At 40.7% G+C, this 19,170-nt stretch carries 22 protein-coding genes; 7 read left to right on the top strand and 15 right to left on the bottom strand.

Annotated elements, in window-relative coordinates; all coding sequences use genetic code 11:
• Positions 1-23: 23 nt before the first annotated feature.
• Together hdhA and PL9214_RS01975 are read right to left on the bottom strand one after the other, a co-directional pair.
• A complete protein-coding gene (gene hdhA / locus PL9214_RS01980; RefSeq protein ID WP_072717166.1) occupies positions 24-791 on the bottom strand; it encodes a 7-alpha-hydroxysteroid dehydrogenase in 768 nt (255 codons plus the stop codon).
• Positions 792-882: 91 nt separating this feature from the next.
• A complete protein-coding gene (locus PL9214_RS01975) occupies positions 883-1,377 on the bottom strand; it encodes a permease (RefSeq protein WP_072717165.1) in 495 nt (164 codons plus the stop codon).
• Between the two features lie 122 nt (positions 1,378-1,499).
• Here PL9214_RS01975 and PL9214_RS01970 point away from each other — a divergent pair, with 122 nt between their 5' ends.
• On the top strand, positions 1,500-2,726 hold the full coding sequence (locus tag PL9214_RS01970; RefSeq protein ID WP_072717164.1) for a response regulator transcription factor: 1,227 nt from the start codon (positions 1,500-1,502) through the stop codon (positions 2,724-2,726).
• 219 nt (positions 2,727-2,945) lie between these two features.
• Here PL9214_RS01970 and PL9214_RS01965 read toward each other — a convergent pair whose 3' ends face one another.
• Entirely contained in the window at positions 2,946-4,331 is a 1,386-nt protein-coding gene (locus PL9214_RS01965; protein ID WP_139294933.1) for a serine/threonine-protein kinase, read from the bottom strand.
• Positions 4,332-4,432: 101 nt separating this feature from the next.
• Between PL9214_RS01965 and PL9214_RS01960 the strand changes: the two genes are divergently transcribed.
• The gene (locus PL9214_RS01960; protein ID WP_072717163.1) at positions 4,433-4,822 is read left to right on the top strand and encodes a hypothetical protein; all 390 of its coding nucleotides are present in this window, start codon (positions 4,433-4,435) and stop codon (positions 4,820-4,822) included.
• 44 nt (positions 4,823-4,866) lie between these two features.
• Here the strand turns inward: PL9214_RS01960 and PL9214_RS01955 are convergent, their stop codons facing one another.
• Positions 4,867-5,946 carry a hypothetical protein gene (locus PL9214_RS01955; protein ID WP_139294932.1) on the bottom strand — a complete coding sequence of 360 codons (1,080 nt, stop codon included), beginning with the start codon at positions 5,944-5,946 and terminating at the stop codon, positions 4,867-4,869.
• Between the two features lie 150 nt (positions 5,947-6,096).
• Between PL9214_RS01955 and trpB the strand changes: the two genes are divergently transcribed.
• From trpB to PL9214_RS01930, 5 genes are all read left to right on the top strand, one after another.
• A complete protein-coding gene (trpB, locus tag PL9214_RS01950) occupies positions 6,097-7,347 on the top strand; it encodes a tryptophan synthase subunit beta (protein ID WP_072717161.1) in 1,251 nt (416 codons plus the stop codon).
• Positions 7,348-7,470: 123 nt separating this feature from the next.
• A complete protein-coding gene (locus PL9214_RS01945) occupies positions 7,471-8,166 on the top strand; it encodes a hypothetical protein (protein ID WP_139294931.1) in 696 nt (231 codons plus the stop codon).
• A gap of 113 nt (positions 8,167-8,279) precedes the next feature.
• The gene (locus PL9214_RS01940; protein ID WP_072717159.1) at positions 8,280-8,693 is read left to right on the top strand and encodes a hypothetical protein; all 414 of its coding nucleotides are present in this window, start codon (positions 8,280-8,282) and stop codon (positions 8,691-8,693) included.
• 791 nt (positions 8,694-9,484) lie between these two features.
• On the top strand, positions 9,485-10,006 hold the full coding sequence (locus PL9214_RS01935) for a CAP domain-containing protein (protein ID WP_072717158.1): 522 nt from the start codon (positions 9,485-9,487) through the stop codon (positions 10,004-10,006).
• 127 nt (positions 10,007-10,133) lie between these two features.
• Positions 10,134-10,760, top strand: coding sequence for a ribonuclease D (locus PL9214_RS01930; RefSeq protein WP_072717157.1), 627 nt, complete (start codon positions 10,134-10,136; stop codon positions 10,758-10,760).
• A 461-nt stretch (positions 10,761-11,221) separates the two neighbouring features.
• On the opposite strand, the gene PL9214_RS01925 is transcribed toward PL9214_RS01930, so the two are convergent.
• From PL9214_RS01925 to lpxD, 11 genes are all read right to left on the bottom strand, one after another.
• On the bottom strand, positions 11,222-11,497 hold the full coding sequence (locus PL9214_RS01925) for a type II toxin-antitoxin system HicA family toxin (RefSeq protein ID WP_072717156.1): 276 nt from the start codon (positions 11,495-11,497) through the stop codon (positions 11,222-11,224).
• 9 nt (positions 11,498-11,506) lie between these two features.
• On the bottom strand, positions 11,507-11,821 hold the full coding sequence (locus tag PL9214_RS01920; protein ID WP_072717155.1) for a hypothetical protein: 315 nt from the start codon (positions 11,819-11,821) through the stop codon (positions 11,507-11,509).
• Positions 11,822-11,996: 175 nt separating this feature from the next.
• A complete protein-coding gene (locus PL9214_RS01915) occupies positions 11,997-13,163 on the bottom strand; it encodes a DHH family phosphoesterase (RefSeq protein ID WP_072717154.1) in 1,167 nt (388 codons plus the stop codon).
• Between the two features lie 141 nt (positions 13,164-13,304).
• Complete coding sequence (locus tag PL9214_RS01910) at positions 13,305-13,613, bottom strand: DUF760 domain-containing protein (protein WP_072717153.1); 309 nt, start codon at positions 13,611-13,613, stop codon at positions 13,305-13,307.
• A 128-nt stretch (positions 13,614-13,741) separates the two neighbouring features.
• Positions 13,742-14,185: a C6orf136 family protein gene (locus PL9214_RS01905; protein WP_072717152.1), complete on the bottom strand. Its 444-nt coding sequence runs from the start codon at positions 14,183-14,185 to the stop codon at positions 13,742-13,744.
• Between the two features lie 5 nt (positions 14,186-14,190).
• Positions 14,191-14,628, bottom strand: a complete 438-nt coding sequence (locus tag PL9214_RS01900) for a secondary thiamine-phosphate synthase enzyme YjbQ (protein ID WP_072717151.1) — start codon at positions 14,626-14,628, stop codon at positions 14,191-14,193.
• A gap of 171 nt (positions 14,629-14,799) precedes the next feature.
• Entirely contained in the window at positions 14,800-15,213 is a 414-nt protein-coding gene (locus tag PL9214_RS01895) for an AbrB family transcriptional regulator (RefSeq protein ID WP_072717150.1), read from the bottom strand.
• A gap of 220 nt (positions 15,214-15,433) precedes the next feature.
• Complete coding sequence (locus PL9214_RS01890; protein WP_072717149.1) at positions 15,434-16,246, bottom strand: radical SAM protein; 813 nt, start codon at positions 16,244-16,246, stop codon at positions 15,434-15,436.
• A 40-nt stretch (positions 16,247-16,286) separates the two neighbouring features.
• Positions 16,287-17,177, bottom strand: a complete 891-nt coding sequence (locus PL9214_RS01885) for a CPBP family intramembrane glutamic endopeptidase (RefSeq protein ID WP_072717148.1) — start codon at positions 17,175-17,177, stop codon at positions 16,287-16,289.
• A gap of 23 nt (positions 17,178-17,200) precedes the next feature.
• On the bottom strand, positions 17,201-17,602 hold the full coding sequence (locus tag PL9214_RS01880; RefSeq protein ID WP_072717147.1) for an AbrB family transcriptional regulator: 402 nt from the start codon (positions 17,600-17,602) through the stop codon (positions 17,201-17,203).
• A 509-nt stretch (positions 17,603-18,111) separates the two neighbouring features.
• Positions 18,112-19,158 carry a UDP-3-O-(3-hydroxymyristoyl)glucosamine N-acyltransferase gene (lpxD, locus tag PL9214_RS01875; protein ID WP_072717146.1) on the bottom strand — a complete coding sequence of 349 codons (1,047 nt, stop codon included), beginning with the start codon at positions 19,156-19,158 and terminating at the stop codon, positions 18,112-18,114.
• Positions 19,159-19,170: the final 12 nt, after the last annotated feature.

Below are 19,170 nucleotides of genomic sequence, written 5' to 3'. Positions count from 1 at the left end.
TACGGTGAAAGACTTATGGACACTTAATCTAATTCCTGCACACCGCCCCCACTGACGGTGAGCACCTGTCCACTCACCCAACTGGCGGCCGGAGAACACAGGAATAAGGCAGCATAGGCAATATCACTGGGTTCTCCCAACCGAGCTAGGGGGGTATGCTTAAGCATGACTTTTTCAACTTCGGGCGTCAGCACCGTCGCTAAGGCATCGGTTTTAATTGCACCCGGAGCGATCGCATTTACCCGAATGCCCTTTGGCCCCAAATCAAAGGCAATATTCCGAGTCAGGTGGCTAACCGCAGCCTTGGAGGAGCTATAAGACGCCATCTTGACGTTTTTATTCTCTGCCGACATTGAGGAAATATTCAAAATGGCTCCCCCCCCGGCTGCCTCGATATGGGGAGCACACAGTTGGCACAGATGAAACACTGAAAATACATTGAGTTTGTAGGCCCAAATAAAGGTGTCCATCGGCATATCAAAGGGTTTTGGCCCACCGCCCCCAGCGTTGTTGATCAAGAGGGTGATTTTGCCAAAGACCTCCAAGGTCGCGTTGACGAGATTTTCAAGAGCCTGGTCATTGGTGACATCGCAGGCTACAGCAAGGGCTTTACCTCCCTTTTCCTGAATGCCCTTAACGACCGCAGCAGCAGTGTCTTCCTTCAAGTCACTGACAACTACAGCAGCCCCAGCCTGGGCAAACAATTCAGCAATGCCCCGGCCAATGCCTGCCCCACCTCCGGTCACAATGGCGACCTGGCCATCGAGCTTGAATGCGTCCAAAACGGTCATATCGACATAATCTCCATAATGTTAAAGACTTAGAACCCTTTGTTATCGGAGTTCTCAACAAAGTCCAAATCAAACGCCATCACTCAAAAACTTACTCAGGTCGCAACATCGCTTTCATGACCGCCGCATTAATAAACCAGGACGCTATCCCGGCGATTATCCCTAAAAGAATTGCACCGATCAAAGGCGTGACTAGAATTGTTCCTAAAAACTTTTGCAAAAATAGGGCAACCAATGCCGCTGTACCAAAGGCAAACAGAGAATAAAACAGAATTGTTCTCACCCCAAAAAAGAAAAAAGGCCGATCCAAAAGCTCTGGAAATGGCACGGGGAAAGTTTTGGCTTTTTTGCTGAAGGTAAAAAAGGCGATTGTCCCCAAGATCAGCGACAGCATAAACGCCGTCATCACCCCCGTTGAGAAAACCGTTTTTTCATGGGCTGATATGGTATCAACGGTAAGGGGTAGAGCCTCTTTTGCGCGAAACATAAACCAGCCAATCACACCGTTGATGACACCATTGATCACACCACTGATCAAGGCATTCTTTTGAATGAAATCATAGACGTGATGGGAGGCGGGAACCATATAGAGCAACCCTTTCAGAATTTGGTCTGGACTAAAAAACTTGGAGAAAGTATGACAGAAAAAGGTGAAAAGTTTGTGTAATTCTGGAGGGATAGCCCTTGTGAAAGCTGAACCGCTAAACCATGAGAATTCTGCTGGTTTCCCCAGACCCAACATTGTGTAGGGTCATACATCAGGTTTTATCGCGCCATAGCTTTATTGTTGATATTGCAACCAATGGCGAGGAAGCCTGGGAATTGCTTCAGGCGTTCATGTACGATGGGGTTTTGCTGGAGGCGGTATTGCCTGATATGGATGGAGTGACTTTGTGTTGTCGCTTGCGCGAGGTTGGCAACCCCGTCTTGATTTTGCTGATGCTGGAGCCTGCGGATGCCAACACTTGTGTCGATGGCTTAGATAGTGGGGCGGATGCCTGTTTAGTGAAACCGATTCAGTTTCCTGAACTCCTGGCTCAACTGCGTGCTTTGGCGCGGCGGGGCCTTCGTCGGGCCAGCCCTCTGCTCACCTGGGGGCCATTGTCTCTCAATCCTACCGCCCAGCAAATCACCTGTCACGGTCAAATTTTGAAGGTCAACCGCAAGGAATACCAAATTCTGAAGCTATTTCTTACTTATCCCCGACAAATGTTTTCTCGCAGCGAGATAGGCGATCGCCTGTGGACATTGGACGATGAGTTACCCAGCGATGCCACCCTCAAGAGCCATATTCGCAGTATTCGCCGCAAGCTTGAACAGGCGGGTCTTCAAGATTTTATTCAAACCCACTATGGTCTGGGGTACTGTCTCGATCCGGTTTATAACAAGGAAAATCAGTCGCTTAACCGAGATCCTTATCTCCTAGAAGGGATAGTTGATTCAATTACCGCCAATATCTGGCAAGAATTGATGGCGGCGAATGCCCGTCTACACGAGGAAATTGAGCAGCGCAAACACATTGAAGCCCAACTACGACGCTCAGAAATGATGTTGCGAAATGCCCAACGAGTGGCTCAAGTCGGGTGTTGGGAGTTCGATGTCATAACTCGTGAAATTTATTGGACGGAGGAGCTTTTTCTCATTCATGGTCTTGACCCGAATCAGCCTGCTCCTTCTGCTGAAGAAATTTTAGCTTTAATTCACCCTGATGATCGCCAACTTCATCAGGAAGCCATTCAGTATCGGGCACTCAGAAGGGAGGCGTTTGAAGCCAACTTACGCATCATTCGCGCTAATGATGGAGAAATTCGCTACATCAACGCCCGAGGCGGCCCTGTTTTTGATCATTCTGGCCAGATCATTAAGTTAACAGGAACGACCTTTGATGTCACTCAATGGCTCCGACACCTTCAAGAAACCGGGTTTCTACCTTAACCTTTGCTATTAACAAAAAGCTCAATTAAGAAACCCGGTTTCTGACCCCCACCCACACCTCCAAGAAACCGGGTTTCTGCCTTAACTTTTGCTACTAACAAAAAGCTCAATTAAGAAACCCGGTTTCTGACCCTATCGGAAACCCGCAACCCTCATGACTTCGAGGAAAATGTTGATGTCATAAATTTACGAAAATCTGTGAGCCTTATCTGTTACAGTCTACAAGTCTGGACGCGAGAGAAGAGATCGCCAACCTCCTAAGAAGCCCCCACGTAGGAAACGCCACCTTAGACGACCAACGGTTAGAGGGAGGTGGCCTTCTTTTGATGTCTGATTGAATTTTAGATCTTCGTATTCCAACCAGCTACCTCCAACACGCCAACCCACCTGATCACCAAACGCTTTCCAGACTTTCTGATTATAACTCTGGGTTCCTCCCAAACTTTGATAGATGCGCTTCTGTACCGAAAAGCCGAAGCGTCCATTGCTATATTTTACCCAAAGTTCGTCAATCGTTCGTAAATCCTCACAGGGAAAATTATCAATATCTTCAGTCCTTAACCATCCCTCCTTTGTTCTTCCGGCTACTTCTAACATTTTTTTTGCCGTTTCTTCATTAGCTTCTTTCCAGTTTCCATCTTTCAAAAGTTGTTCTAATTGATGATAATCAACACCTTTAGCTGACTTTAATTCTATATCAGGTTGGGGTGTTGGTGGTGATATCGGTTTTGCCGTTAATTGTAATGCTTCTAATACTTCTTGAGCCGTTTGAAAACGTTTTTTTGTTCCCTGTTGTAAGAGTTTATCTAAGACTTGACCCAAAGTATTATTAATTTTAACTGTTAAATAATCTCGCCAAACCCAGTCTCCTTCACTAACATCAAATAAATCAAAGGGTTCCTTATTCGTTAATAAATGAATACAAGTCACCCCTAAACTATATAAATCACTGGCAAAAGTCGGTTTTCCTAACGCTTGTTCTGGTGCGACATATCCAGCAGAACCAATCACTGTTCCTGTAACTGCTAACGCCGTTCTCGTGGCTGCTTTGGCTGCTCCAAAATCCACTAAAACAAATTTATTATCGCTCTTTCTTCTAATAATATTTTCTGGTTTAATATCTCGGTGAATTAATGGCTTTTGGTGAATAAACACTAAAACAGGTAATAAATCTCCTAACAAATTAACAATTTTAGTTTCTGAAAAAGCTCCACTTTGAGCTAATTCTTGAGCTAAGTTTTCTCCTACAATATATTCTTGAACAAGGTATTGACGGTGATCTTGGATAAAATAGGCGAATAATTCAGGAATTTGTTGATGTTTGCCTAACTGTTCTAATTGTATCGCTTCCTGTTTAAATAGTTCCTCGGCTTTTTGTTGATTATTCGTACCTTGAGCTTGGGGTAAAAATTGTTTAATCACACAATAGGGTTGAGACGGTTTATGCTCATCAACCGCTAGAAATGTTCGACCAAATCCTCCTTGTCCTAATATTTTTAAAGCTCGATATCGATCTGTTAATAGCAATTTTGAGCCACACTTTTGACAAAAATTTGTGGTTTTAGAGTTGGGTTGGAGGCAATCTGGGTTAAGGCATTGACTCATGGTTCAGGACTGGTGTGATTGAGGTAGAATAAGAGTTAATTCTATATTATCACAATTACACCGATTTCCTCATTTAGAAAAGCTTACTATTATTGATATTTATGAAAATACCATTAGCAGCTTTAAACCTTACAATGGTTTTATTGAGTCAACTGCCTATTCCTATCCCCGATAGTCAGGGAAATTATTACTCTAATGAAGCACCAGTTAAAGGTCAAGCTTCTCCCCGTTTGATGGCAGGTTCCCTATGGAAAGTTGTTACAACAACATTAAATTGTCGTCAAACACCGAACATTAATTCTCCCATTATTCAACAATTTAAACAAGGAGATATTTTACAAGCAAAAGTCTATCGAGGCGGTTCTGATGAAGTCTTAATCAATGCCAAAGATAGTCAACAATTACCTTGGATGCCTGTTCGGAGATATCCTGAAAATAACCCTTGTTATGTTCGGGCGAATCAACGTTATATTCAACCTATGTCCCCGTAAAAAATCTTAATTAGTACAATTATAATACCTTAATACTCAATTGCTTATTCAGAAATTCTTTGAGATTCTGAGTTAAAATAAGCCTGAATTACTGTTTGGCGTTTCTTAACGCTAGTTTGAATTAATTTAAAAATTCCGACTAAGCTCAAAATTCCCGTTAATATCATCACGGGTAAAAGCCATTTTATAAAAAATACAACTCCCCAACTAAAACTCGATAGAATTATCAGAAACGCTAAAATATTAGACTCTTTTGGTTCAAAGCCAATTTTTTGATACCGTTGGGTTAACCATCCCCAAACGACCCCCATATTTAAAACACTTCCCCCACCCAAAACAGAAATTAACATTCGACTCAAAATTCGTCCGCATTTCCCGCCATCTTGAAACAAGAAATTTAAAGCTGAATCAGAACCACTAGGAATGACTATTGCTGATAACATCCCAATTAATTGTACCATCAAAATTAACAGAAAATAAGAGAGGAACGCTGAAGGAATGACCCAGAGTCCGCCACGACGAGATAATCCAATTCTAATTCCTAGATAAAGCCAGATTATCGCCGTTAATAAACTTAATCCTTTCCAAAATAAATCGACTAAAATTTGAGAAAAACCCGGATGATGTCGAAATTGGGGAGTTGAGAAGGTTGTGGCAAAACTTAAATAAGTATAAGCCGGAGTTAAAGCGACTATCAAGATTAAAAAAGTTATCCCTAACAGGATATAGAATTTTTTGCCAAGAAGAACAGGAAGCAACGCCGTTTTAACAGTTAAAGGAATTTGATAATTTTGCGGATTAGAATTTGTCTTTAAATTCAGTTGACGTTCATAGACTTGATTCGCTTTTAATAAATTTGTTTCTACCGTTATAGAACAAACCACTTGATTTTTTTGAAATCTTTGAGGTTTAATCTCAATCCAAGGATGTTTACCATCCTCTATAATTGGATCACTGGGATGGGGAATAATATTCCATTTTCCTTGTAACAGTGTTTTAGGAACAGAATTAGTAATCGTTAATGTTTGTGTTAATCTTTGATTGAACCCTTGAGCTTGGAAATCCAATTGATTTTGGCTTAAATTTACGTCTGGAACCACCGAAGAATTAGAATTTTGATTCATAGCATTTTTCCCCATCAATGTCATTTCATTTCCAAAAAGCGGCTTCTGTTCCCTAACTCCCAACAACTGAGTTGGTTAGATTCCTAACCTTTTGATTGAGACTCGCTATATAATAAAAAGATTGTTCAATATTGATAATTTTCCTGCGCCGTGACTACCACTCCCTTACCTCCCAACCCCCAACTCACCGCAACACAACGCCCTGACCCCCTGGGACGCTTCGGACAATTTGGCGGCAAATACGTTCCTGAAACCTTAATGCCTGCCTTAGCTGAACTGGAAACGGCCTATCACCATTATCGTCAAGATCCTGAATTTCAAACGGAACTCCAAAGCCTGCTTAAAGACTATGTGGGACGGCCTAGCCCTCTGTATTTCGCCGAACGCCTCACCCAATATTATGCTAAACCCGACGGTACAGGCCCGCAAATTTATCTGAAACGGGAAGACCTCAACCATACGGGGGCTCATAAAATTAATAATGCTCTCGCCCAAGCGTTGTTAGCGAAAAAAATGGGGAAACAACGCATTATTGCAGAAACCGGGGCGGGTCAACATGGGGTGGCGACGGCGACGGTTTGCGCCCGCTATGGCCTAGACTGTGTAATTTATATGGGCATTCACGACATGGAACGTCAAGCCCTGAATGTGTTTAGAATGCGGTTGTTAGGGGCGGAAGTTCGACCAGTGGAAGCGGGAACTGGAACGTTAAAAGATGCGACGTCTGAAGCCATCCGCGACTGGGTAACGAACGTGGAAACGACCCATTATATTCTCGGTTCCGTTGCTGGCCCCCATCCCTATCCGATGATTGTACGGGATTTTCATAATGTAATTGGTATCGAAACTCGCAACCAATGTTTAGAAAAATGGGGCGGTTTACCGGATATTTTATTAGCTTGCGTCGGTGGCGGTTCAAACGCCATGGGGCTATTTAATGAGTTTGTGAATGAATCTTCTGTGCGTTTAATTGGGGTAGAAGCCGCAGGTTCAGGGGTAGAAACCGGAAAACACGCCGCTACCTTAACTCATGGTCAAGTGGGCGTTTTACACGGGGCGATGAGTTATCTATTACAAGATGATGATGGTCAAGTGATGGAAGCCCATTCCATTAGTGCTGGGTTAGATTATCCCGGTGTCGGGCCAGAACACAGCTATTTAAAAGATTTGGGTCGGGCGGAATATTATAGTGTGACTGACCAACAAGCGTTGGATGCGTTTCAACAGTTATCTCGTTTAGAAGGAATTATTCCTGCTTTAGAAACGGCCCATGCGATCGCTTATTTAGAAATGCTTTGTCCGCAATTAGAAGGCAGTCCTCGGATTATTTTAAATTGTTCAGGACGGGGAGATAAAGATGTACAAACGGTACAAAAATTCTTGAATCATCCTAACAGTTAAATTCAGCACTAAAAGCAAAACCATTTATTAAGTTTGGTTATGGTTGATTAAAATTATGTAACAATTATCAATTGCTTGCATAGTTCAGTTTATTATACGTTCATGAAAAAATCCGAGGGATTCATGATGACAAAATTAATGGCAAGACTTGAAGATGCCACTTTATCAGCAAAGGAGAAAGAACAGCTTGAGTTTCTTAGAAGTGCTGCAACAACTCGACTACGTTTATATAAAGAGAAACTTCACGATATGCTTCACGATCTAGAAGCAGTCGGAAAAGTTAAGATTCTTGGAAATCGTGTCCTCAGATATCATTCGGAGTACATGGTAGATATCACAGAAGAGACCGATGATAAAATATATGAAGTAATTAATGATTTTTTCCCAGGTGCTTCAGACACTGCTAAAAATGTATTTCAAGGATTAATCACTCAAAGTCTGAAAAGCATTCTCGATGATGCGTCAGTTGGGGGAAAACAGGTGCAAGCCCTTTATGTGATTCCAGAAAACGGTGCAATTGTAAGGGTTGATGCAAAATATTGGAAGTATGGCTTCAGCGAAGAAGGTGTAATTGGAAATCACAAAAACGTTTTTTGTTGCCTGTTTGCTAAGTCGCTCGTCAATCATACTAAAATTAGCTTAGATGAACTAATTCACCTTGTATTAGAGCAGGCTGACGGTATAGAAGTGGAGGAGATGATTCATGAAATCAGAGAAATTTGGGAGAAGGTTCAAGGACTTGATGAAGAGGCAATATTTGTAGATTACTGCACAAATCATGCTTTGAACTACCAAGCTGATGATAGCAGTCAGGGTTGATCAAGTACATCGTTGTTCAACGTTGATATCGTGAGTGGATTTGTGTCTTAATTTTAACAAATTACTCATGCACCCAAAGTTGTATTTATTCAGTATTAAATTGGAGAGGAAAAATGAGCCGTTATCCAGCCTATCAAGTTGGGACTAAAGCGTGGGATAATTACGGAGCAGACGGATTTAATGAGTACGGTTACAATGAGCAAGGAGTAGACCGCAAAGGATACAAGCCTATCATCATTAAGGAAAAATGGCCTACTTGGTATGCGGCTGATGACTCTTATGATGCAGCCTTAAACACGAGAAAAGAGTTCCAAAATCGCTGTGGTATACCTTGGGGATCTATGCTGAATTTCTTTTTCGTCCCAGATTCCGATGGGCAAAGGTATCCGCAATATGGACACATCGTTTATGCCAAGGACACTCCAAACATCAGAGAACTGGAGTGGTATACAAACAACTACAGAGTTATTTCTGGTGTTGATACTTCTGACTGGTGTGGTGGTGACTATGAATGGCGATCATACTGATCACCTTCTAGAATACCTATTCTGTATTGACATACTCAGCAACAGTGACGATGCGGTGATTCTTGACAGTTCACTAACTGACGACGCTACCGAGGGTAGTCTTACTCTGTCTGGAGTGTCCGTTTAGAGTCGTGGCATTGCCCTATCCCGACTTGATTTAGATTTTTTGAAGCATTCTCATCTCGGTCGTGTTCAGTACCGAAATTCAAGCATTGAACCGACCGAAAATTTTAATCAAGTTTACTCCTTAAAAAGCTTATTAGGGTTCTCAGCAAAGATTATTATTTGCCTAAATTTGAGCCTATAATTCCTTTAGCTTTTCTCGAATTAAATGACGATACTGTACTAGAAAGTTATTAGTTTCAGTTTAGATGTTACCCCCTACGGTTATCAGTCCTAATTGCAGAGTTAATATTAATTTTTCTAATTTATATAAGCGTATAATTTTTTTATTTAAAAGTTTGTCAGGAAGTTTTGATATTTTATTGAAAATAGTTCTCAAATAGTTGACGAGATTATAGAGGTTCTGGTACACTGAGGATAACACCGCTCAAGGGTTTATTGTGTCTAAAGACAAAAATGGCAGCTAAAACCCTCATTCTTTCGTATAAGATCAATGTTTTTTAACGAATTTACGACTTTACGATACACGAATTTTTGGACAAAAACGGTAAGCCACAACTAGGGGTATTGACAAAAATCACAATTTATGCAGTAAGCTAAAAAAAGCGATCGCAATTTCCCAAACCTATCGCAACTGTACCGCATCAACACTATTGCTAAAATCAACTATGTTTAAATTACCATTCATCGGAATAGTCTTATTATTGGGAGGGTGTACATTTTTGTCAGAAATCAACTCGATTGTAAAGCCTCTACCGCAAGTGACACCCATTGTTACCCCCAATAATTCTAATCTGGCGCAATTGGAATTATCCGTACATCAACAAGTCAATGATTATCGGGCTTCTAAAAATTTGCCTCCTTTGAAATTAGACCCGCAAATTAGTGAACAATGTCGTATTCATAGTCAGTTAATGGCTAATGGTCAAGTTCCCTTTGGTCATAGCGGTTCAAAAGCTCGATTTCAAAAAATTCGTCAATTTGTCCGTTGGCAAGAAATTGCCGAAAATGTTGCCTTTAATTCCGGTTATGTTGACCCTGGAAAACAAGCCGTTAAAGGATGGATAGAAAGTCCAGGTCATCAACGCAATATGGTGGGAAATTATGAATTAACCGGAGTTGGGATTGTCAGAAATGCCAAAGGCGAGTATTATTTTACTCAGATTTTTGTAAGAAAAGCATGGCTTTAAATGTAGAATAGGGAATTACGAATTACGAATTACGAATTACGAATTACGAATTACGAATTACGAATTGGGAATAGTTTTATTAAAAACTAACAAAGCTAACAGTCAACCGTCAACCGTCAATAATCCTATGTTTAATTTTCAAGTTTGTGATGGGGATATTTCTGAAACGTTATTATCTGAATACCTAACCGCCGATGCGTTAGCCGTTGATACCGAAACAATGGGGTTATTACCTTGGCGAGACCGCCTTTGCTTAATTCAAATTTGCGACCTCAAAGGTCAAGTCACCGCCATTAGAATTGCCAAAGGTCAAACAGAAGCACCGAACTTAAAACAACTCTTAGAAGCACCTCATATTCTCAAAGTCTTCCATTTTGCTCGATTTGATATTGCCACTATTCGCTATTACTTAGGAATAGAAGTTAACCCGATATTCTGTACTAAAATAGCCAGTAAATTAGTCCGAACCTATACCGGAAAACACGGACTGAAAGAATTAGTCCAAGAATTAGAAAAAGTTGAACTCGATAAAACCTCCCAAAGTTCTGACTGGGGAAATGCGAGTAACCTGTCCGAAGAGCAATTAAACTATGCCGCTAATGATGTTCGCTATTTATTAAGTGTTCAGAAAAAGTTAGTGTCGATGTTAGAACGAGAAGACCGTTTAGAACTCGCCCAACAATGTTTTTCCTGTTTACCTGTAATAGTCACTTTAGATTTATTACAATTTCAAGGTATTTTTGAACACCATTAATAGAACTGACGTAGGAAGCCTTCCCAAGCAAAAACCCCCCAACCGAAGTTGAGGGGGAACTATCAGGGTGCATCTACATTTGTTTATTCCTTTATCTATGATTCTATTCAGGAAAATTCTCAAAAAAAAATTCCCCCAACCGAAGTTGAGGGGGAACTATCAGGGTGCATCTACTCCTGTTTATTCCTCTATCTATGATTCTGTTCAGGAAAATTCTCAAAAAAAATCCCTCAACCGAAGTTGAAGGAAAACCATCAGGGTGCATCTACTCCTGTTTATTCCTCTATCTATGATTCTGTTCAGGAAAATTCTCAAAAAAAATCCCTCAACCGAAGTTGAAGGAAAACCATCAGGGTGCATCTACTCCTGTTTATTCCTCTATCGATGATTCTGTTCAGGAAAATTCTCAAAAAAAATTCCCCAACTGCCTTTGGGATAAAGAGAAGACAAAAGATAGTTTTTTACTGATGAGGATCATCTTTTAATTTTTTATCAAAACAGTATTCAAGAAAGACTTTTTTGGATACTCCAGCCTGGGCGGCCATGGACTTAACTAGGGTTTTGCTAAATGGAGCTTTGGGACAGTCAACAGTAACTTTGTATAATTTCCCATTAACAATTTTTTTCCACTGTTCATGGGAAGTTCCATCTTGTTTCTGGGGTTCAAAACCCATATTTTTAAGGGCTGTTTTAACTTGCTTACAGGTTGGCGGCGCAAACTTTGTAAAAAATCCCAAGATCTTCTCCTAAACCACTTGAGACTGTGAAACGCCAGAAAAAATCTGAAAATGAGCAGGGTTAAAAGCAGGCAAGTTTTCAAGCAAAACTGCAAAATAGTATTCTAAAATGAGAGTGAAAGGAGCTTTACGAGATAATAATTGCTCTGCATAGTCACTATCTACTGTCAAAGCTTCTTGAACATAGGAATTGATCATCTCTTCTAATTTTAATTTAGCTTCGTTACAGGTATCTGCTTGAGATGCTAAATTTAGATCGATGCAAACAGCGACCCATTGATTATTTTCTTGTTTTAGAAAACACCTTAATAATGTGTTTTTCATTGGCGTTCCTTTTGACAATCAATAATAATCCTGTTTTTTATAAGATAAGCCACACTATATTAACTATAGTATAGAATTTTAGGAAATGTCAACCCCTTAGCCTAAGTGTCTTAAAAAATATCAAATTATCCATTCAGTTGAATGCTGAGGAAGAGCCTGAAACAGATTAAACCTTTTAATCAGGATTCACTAAACGCAATAATTTTTGCTTCACTTGAGCATCAAATACCTTCCATTTCATCTCTGCATAATCTTTATTTTCATTAAAACCCGATAGAAACCCTAACGGAATTTCAAACCCTCCTGCTTGACTTCTTCCCCCTCCAAAAAACTTACCCGTAGCATCCGTTCCAAAGGCTTCCTTAATAAATTCATCCGGGTCAAGGGTGATTTTATTCGTTCTCAAGGAACCCACAATAATCTCCAGTTCATTAAAATCATCATGAACTAATCCATAAACCACCGCCGTATGAACGTTTTCTTCAGTTAATAGAAAATCGGCCGCTTGCGGAATAGCATCTCGGTCAGAAGCGCGTAAAAAACCGACCCCTGAAATTGAGACATTATCTAAAACTTGACGATTTGATAATCCTCGTTCTATGACATCCATCACCCGTTTAGACCGAGAAGAACGCAACACAGAATCTAATAAACTCGCATCATAATAATTACTGAGATAAGCTGCGGCTAAGAAGTCTTCACGGGTGGCTTGTCGAAGTTGATTCGTATCCGAACGTAACCCGTGCATTAACGCCGTTGTACAATTAATATGATCAATTTCACTATCATCGAGTTCTAAAAATCCCGATTGTAAATATTGAGTTAAAATTGTAGCCGTCGCTTTAATTTGAGGACGAATATCACAAAATTCGGGATGTAAATCCTTTTGTAAACTATGATGATCAATTAATACCGTAATTGGCAGTTTAGCCGAGTGAATTAAAGGGGTTAGTTGACTGGTTGTTCCTTGATTATCAATTAAAACACAACCGGAATAAATTGATAAATCTTTGGTTTTTGCCATTTCTAATGGCCAGCGATGGACAGGTAATCCTGTTAATTTCACTAAGGCAATATTTTCTTGATGGCTGAGGGTTCCAGCATAGACAATATCACAGTCAATATTATATTGTTTAGCAATTAACTGATAAGCCCAAGCCGAAGATAACGCATCAGGATCGGGAAAGTCTTGTATAATAATTAATTGATGTTCTCCCGAATGACGTTCTAAAACTTGCTGAAAAGCCTGTTTTTTCTGAATGGGTAAAACAAATTCAGGACACAGGGAGAGAGAAGGTTCCCTTGAAACCGTTAGGGATTCAGATTGAGTGGAATTGTTCACTGTAAAATATAAATAAAACTAAGTTGTAATAGAGGTTTCCTCCCACACCAATCGGTATGGAAGGAATAAAGCCGAATCATTGGAATTGTTCAATGTGTTGCAGTGCAACTATTTTTGACTGTAGCAACTTTTCTGCGAAAATCAAGCCTCTTGAGAAGGAGATAAAGATTTTTCAAACTCCAGGCGTTGTTTGGCATTGTAGAGGAAATAACCATTCATCATTGCTGATGCTAAAAGACGGCCTAAATCCTCACGGTTTGTGGTAATCGTAACATCAAAATGCTCTGAGGGTAAACCACCTAACATTTGCATCAAGCTATTTTCCATAATTTGAGCAACTTCGGGTTCCGGTTGAGACAATTTGGCAATAGTTTCGGGTTCCATAGATTGAACATATTGCCACAACACATTATTTGCAGAGAGTTGACGATGAGATACAGGGTTTGTCATAGTCTTATCAAATAATTTAATCTTGTTATTGCTTTCTGTTCTTATTTTTAATGTAACTAACCTTTTTCAACTTGTTATAGTGTGTAAAACCGAACTTAGAGAACGGCTTATTCGACTCTTAATCAAAATTACGAGCTTATGAATTGTTTTAAAATAGCTTGAGGTGGTCTATCCCAAGTATCTTGATGATAATAAATTAAGCCTTGAGAAGTAAGCTTATAGGTAGAATATCCATTAAAAAATAATTGAGGTTTCCAGGGTAAACGTAAAGTTCCCCGCACTGTCCAGTTAGCAGTAATAATATCTGATTGAGTTTGTTGAACATCATGTAAATCAAAATACAATTCTGTAAAAAATAACCGACCGTGAAACCGTAATGTCCAAAAAATAATCCGATAACTAAACTTACCTTTAAACCGATTTACGGGGTCAATAAACTCTATATCCGAGGTATAAATATCATAGGAAATATCTCGTTCAAATAACATCGGTAAATCCTGATTCAACGTCGTAATCACTCGTTCAATTTGAGCGTTATATTCTTCGGGAGTGAGTGTGATAAAAGTTTCCATTCTCTCTATTCTCCACTGAATTGAATCGCAACGGTGCGGGTTCTAGGGCCGTCTAATTCAAAAAATAAAACCGATTGCCAAGTTCCTAACGCTAACTCTCCATTTACAATAGGAATCACTTCACTGGTACTTAACATCATCGCAATTAAATGGGAATGAGCATTCATGGGTTCATCGGGAGGAACAATTCTTAAATGTAAGTCATTATGAAGATATTTGGCATCAGCAGGAGCTAATTTTTGCCAATGAACTTTAATATCCTCTAACAGACGTTCTTCATATTCATTAATCGCCAGTGCGGTTGTGGTATGTCGGGAGAAGACTAACACTTGCCCATTTTGAATTTCTGTTGATTTTAACTGTTCTACAATCTGAGGCGTAATATTATAGATTCCAATTCCGGTTTCCGTTTCAATTTCAATCAGACGATAAATAATAGACATAGATGAACCTAAAAAAAACAGAAGATTTTCCTGACTTGAAGGGAGAAGGTTAGCTTGTGGGTCGATTAAACGTTTTATGTTTAATTAAATGTGGAATTACAGTAGCTTGTGGATGCGGGTTTTTTAAAATTAGACAAGCTAACCTTGACCCCTTAAATCAGAGTTAAGCAGTTATTCTTCATCGAGGACATCTTCTTCAGATTTCTCCCCAACTTGAATCAAGTGAATGTGTTTTGAACCTAAGCGAATTTCAAATTGATCTCCAGCTTCTAATCCCATAGATTCAGTATAGTTCGCACCAATAACCAGGGAACCGTTTTTATGAACACAAGCGCGAAAACTTGCTTCCCTTCCCCGTCCATCTTTCGTGCGTCCTGGGTCTAAGGCGATGCCCTTTGCAGCCAGTAACGCATCGTAAAATTCTGTCATATTGGCGCGAGTTTGGCTATCTTTTGTCTGGGTATAATACCCACACAAGCGAGCCGCTTCCCGACGAGGTAAGTTGCCCAAAGCTTTAACTTTCTGTAATAAGGCTTTACCTGTTAGGGGAGTAGTTGAAGGCTTTTCTGTGATTGTTTTTGCCATAAATATTCTCCAAGTGTAACTAAATTTTATTTTATCATATTTATTTTATTTTCTTCTATAAAATTTTCGGTATTGTTAACATTTCAATACATTTTAGGAACCTGAAGAATCATTTAAAAAAAAAGCCTTTTTTGATCTCCATGACATATCAAATTAATTGATATATTGAAGTTTTAATCAAAATCTGCTCGCTGTTCCCAAAACAACTAGGACTTGATGATCAATGAGATAGGGGAGGATAGCGGACAGAAATTCCGGTTTGCGCTTGAATTTCTTGAGCAAAATCTTGTAAGACTGAAGGCTCAACTGATTTGAGTTTCCGAGCTTGATAGGGGAGATTTTCAGGGGAGGGATGATTTTCTCGTCCGGCTAATTCATGTTTTAACGGTTTGGGACGAGTGGGAGTATTCAGTTGAATTTCGGTCGGTGCGATCGCTTTGATCCAACGTTGATATTCCTGGCGATCTGATAATGACCAAGGCGATAAAATCATCGTTTGGATTCCTAATTCTCCAGGGAAGATGCGACGAAATTCTTGCAGATCTATGAGTAGCTGTGTTAAATCAATTTCCCTGACGGGTTGATTCACTCTTTGAAGTTGGGCGGTTGAAATACCATCGAGTTTTACAGACACCCGATCGGCTAAAGCTAATTGTTCTCGAACTTGAGAATCTGATAATGTTGTCCCGTTGGTTAACACCAAAGTTGGACGCTGTGTGAGGGTTTTAATTCCGATTAAAATTTCCCCTAAATTTGCGGCTAAGGTGGGTTCTCCACTTCCACTTAAGGTAATCACATCCACATCCCAAGGCGCAAACTCAGCTAAGGCTTGTAAAATTTGATCGGTGGGAACATAAATTTGACGTTGTTGGGTTTTAAGTTTAATTTCTCCGAGTTGACAATAAACACAATTAAAAGAACAGGTGGAAATCTCACCGATGGGATCAATTCCCAAGGATTTTCCATAGCGCCACGACCACACAGGGCCATACACCGGGGTAAATTCTGGAGTAGAAACTGTTGCGGTTGTCATAATTTTTCAAGGTAGCAAAATGCCACCGCAAGATCAAGATTTAGCTTAAAGGGTAAACGATTTCTAATAAACCCGCGACCAGCAACAACATTACTATTCCCAATACTCCGGCTAAGGGTTTTCCCCCTAACCCTGTTACCCATTCAGGAACTTTCTGGGTAGCCTCAACTCCTCCCAGGGTATCCAAACTGGCTATCCCCCAAATCCAACCCGCGTGTAGTCCAATGGCTAGACCTAAAGACCCCCCCTGACCCAAACAGGCGAAAGTCAACACCATTCCCATTAATCCTAATCCGGGTAATTGGGGTAATGTGTTGCGAACGTCCCACAACAGATGGGAAAGGGCAAAAATCACACTGGCGATCACGGCGGCGATAAAGGCTGAATACTCTTGCTGTAATTGTTTTTGTAAAAATCCTCGAAAGATTAACTCCTCGTTACTACTAATCCACAGGGCTATCAGAAAAATTGGCCCAAAAACTAATATTTTTTTCCATAATTTAATCCATCCCTTTATAGGGTGAAGCAAAAAATTTAGGGAAGAGGACTGTTCACCTGTATTTTCCCAGTGTTGTTGCCGCCAATTGAGCCAACCCAGGATAAATTGAAAACCAAATAAGGCGATCAGGCTGATAACAGCCAGACCGAAACCAATGGCAATTGATATGAAAAACTGCGATCTCCAAGCTAAACCATAATCGAAGAAGGATCGACCCTCAACTTGGCTAACTTTCCACAAAACTATGGGAGCAATTCCATAAAGTGACGCCAGCAACGTTAATTTTTGGGTTTCATTTAGGGGTTCAGAAGGACGCCAATTGAGAGCGAATGCACTGACAACAGCAATTGGCATCCATAAACCCATCCACACCCCAAAAAAAACAGCAATTTTAATCAGGGTTGGCGCATTTGCAAGCCATGAAAATATCATTCTAATGGCTCAGGTGAGCGAATTTACTCTTCTTCATCGCCACTGCTGGCATCTTTTCCATTTTCGACTTGAATCAGGTGAATATGCTTGTATCCGAGCTTGATATCAAACTCATCACCCGGTTTAAGTCCCATTTCTTTGGTATAGGTTGAGCCTATTACAATTTGACCGTTTTTGTGAACGCTCACCATATAAGTTGCTTCCCGACCCCGACCATCTTTTGTACCATCGGGACTAAGCGGAATCCCCCGTGCTTTCAGCACTGCATCATAAAAATCTGTGAGATTGACGCGAACTTGGTTGTCCTTTGTCGTGCTGTAATAACCGCACAGCTTTGCTGTTTCACGCCGAGGCATATGAGACAGTTCTTTTACTTTTTGAAGCAGAGCCTTTCCGGTTAAGGGAGTTGGTGCAGGTTTATTCATGTTGTTCTTAATCTCCTTACTTCTCTAGGTAGGTAATTTTTATCCAATTCAACTTTTTGGAGTTATAAAAAATAATATATACTTAAATTCATCAATTTGACAAATATTTTTTTTTCTAAGTTACAAATCTTTCCATACAGGAATCACCATCTCTACCCTGAGCAAAAAAACGGGACTTCAAAATCCCGTTGAGATTGAGCAGGGGAATATAGACTTATTCGATGGTACTAGAACTCATCCCTTAGCTCTGTCTTGAAAATTGGATAGCCGCCCTATTTTACGCCCCTAGAGTCAGGAGCGCAATTTTTTCAGCCCGCCATCTCCCCTGAAGAAAAATCATCCCACTCCCTTGAGCCATGGCATTAAAAAAAATCTGCCGTTAAGACAGATCAATATATCCGTGATTAGACTTCAAAAAATCCCACCCTCGTCTTTCCGATTCCCGACCCTTTCCCACCCAGAAAGCCATTAGGAATTAGGAAACAGAGTTAACCCTCAACCGTCAACCCCTAAGAATCTCTAAAACGACGTTCTAACGCTTTTAAAGATTGGTACAGTTCAGGTAATCGTCTATAAACCGCCGCCGTTTTTAAATAAAGCTTGTTAGCAAGAGCCGGGGAACCAGAGACCATCTCTCCCCGTGAAATATTATGATGAACGCCAGATTGAGCCGTAACGATGACCCCATCCCCCACCTTGACTTGATTGGAAATACCAACTTGACCCGCTAATAACACCCCATTCCCAATGGTGACACCCCCAGCTAATCCTACTTGGGCGGCAAAGGCGCAATTCTCGCCGATGGTACAGCCGTGACCAATATGCACTAAATTGTCTAATTTCGTAGCTTTTCCGATGCGGGTTTCTCCCACGGCGGGGCGATCAATCGTACTATTACATCCCACTTCTACCCCGTCTTCTAATACGGTAATTCCCGATTGTTCCATTTTCATCCAACCCGAAGCGGTGGGAACAAAACCAAAGCCTTCAGCCCCGATGACAGCCCCACTATGAATCACACAATCACAACCGATTTGGGCGCGTTCATGAATCGTGCAATTGGCGTGTAAGATAGTGCGATCGCCAATCGTGACCTGGGGATAAATCACCACATTTGGATGCAAACACACCTGATTTCCAATCGTCACCCCCGCTTGAATCACCACATGGGGGCCAATATAAACCTCTGAGCCAATTTGGGCACTCGGATCAATCACCGCACTGGGATGAATCGAGGGTTGGGGTTGGTAAGGTTGATAAAATAATGCGATCGCCGCCGCAAAAATCGCCCTGGGATTTGCCCCCGCCACCCACGCTAAACCCCGTTCGGTTGCTTGAGTTTGTAACCCTTCATCTACAGGTAAAATCAGCGCACTCGCAGCAGACTGCTGCACAAAGGAGGCAAATTTTAATCCTTCAATATAGCTAAGAGTTCCAGAGGTCGCTTTATCCACCGCCGCCACCCCATGAATATCGGGATCGAGGGAGGGGTTATCTGTCAAACTATGGCCCGTAATTCCACTGTTAAGTTTTTCAACCAGTTCACTAAACTTCATTCTTCAGAAAAA

The organism is Planktothrix tepida PCC 9214 (genome assembly GCF_900009145.1).
Classification (GTDB): Bacteria; Cyanobacteriota; Cyanobacteriia; order Cyanobacteriales; family Microcoleaceae; genus Planktothrix; species Planktothrix tepida.
The sequence above is the reverse complement of the archived record's forward strand: the minus strand, read 5'-3'. Positions and strand labels throughout refer to the sequence as shown.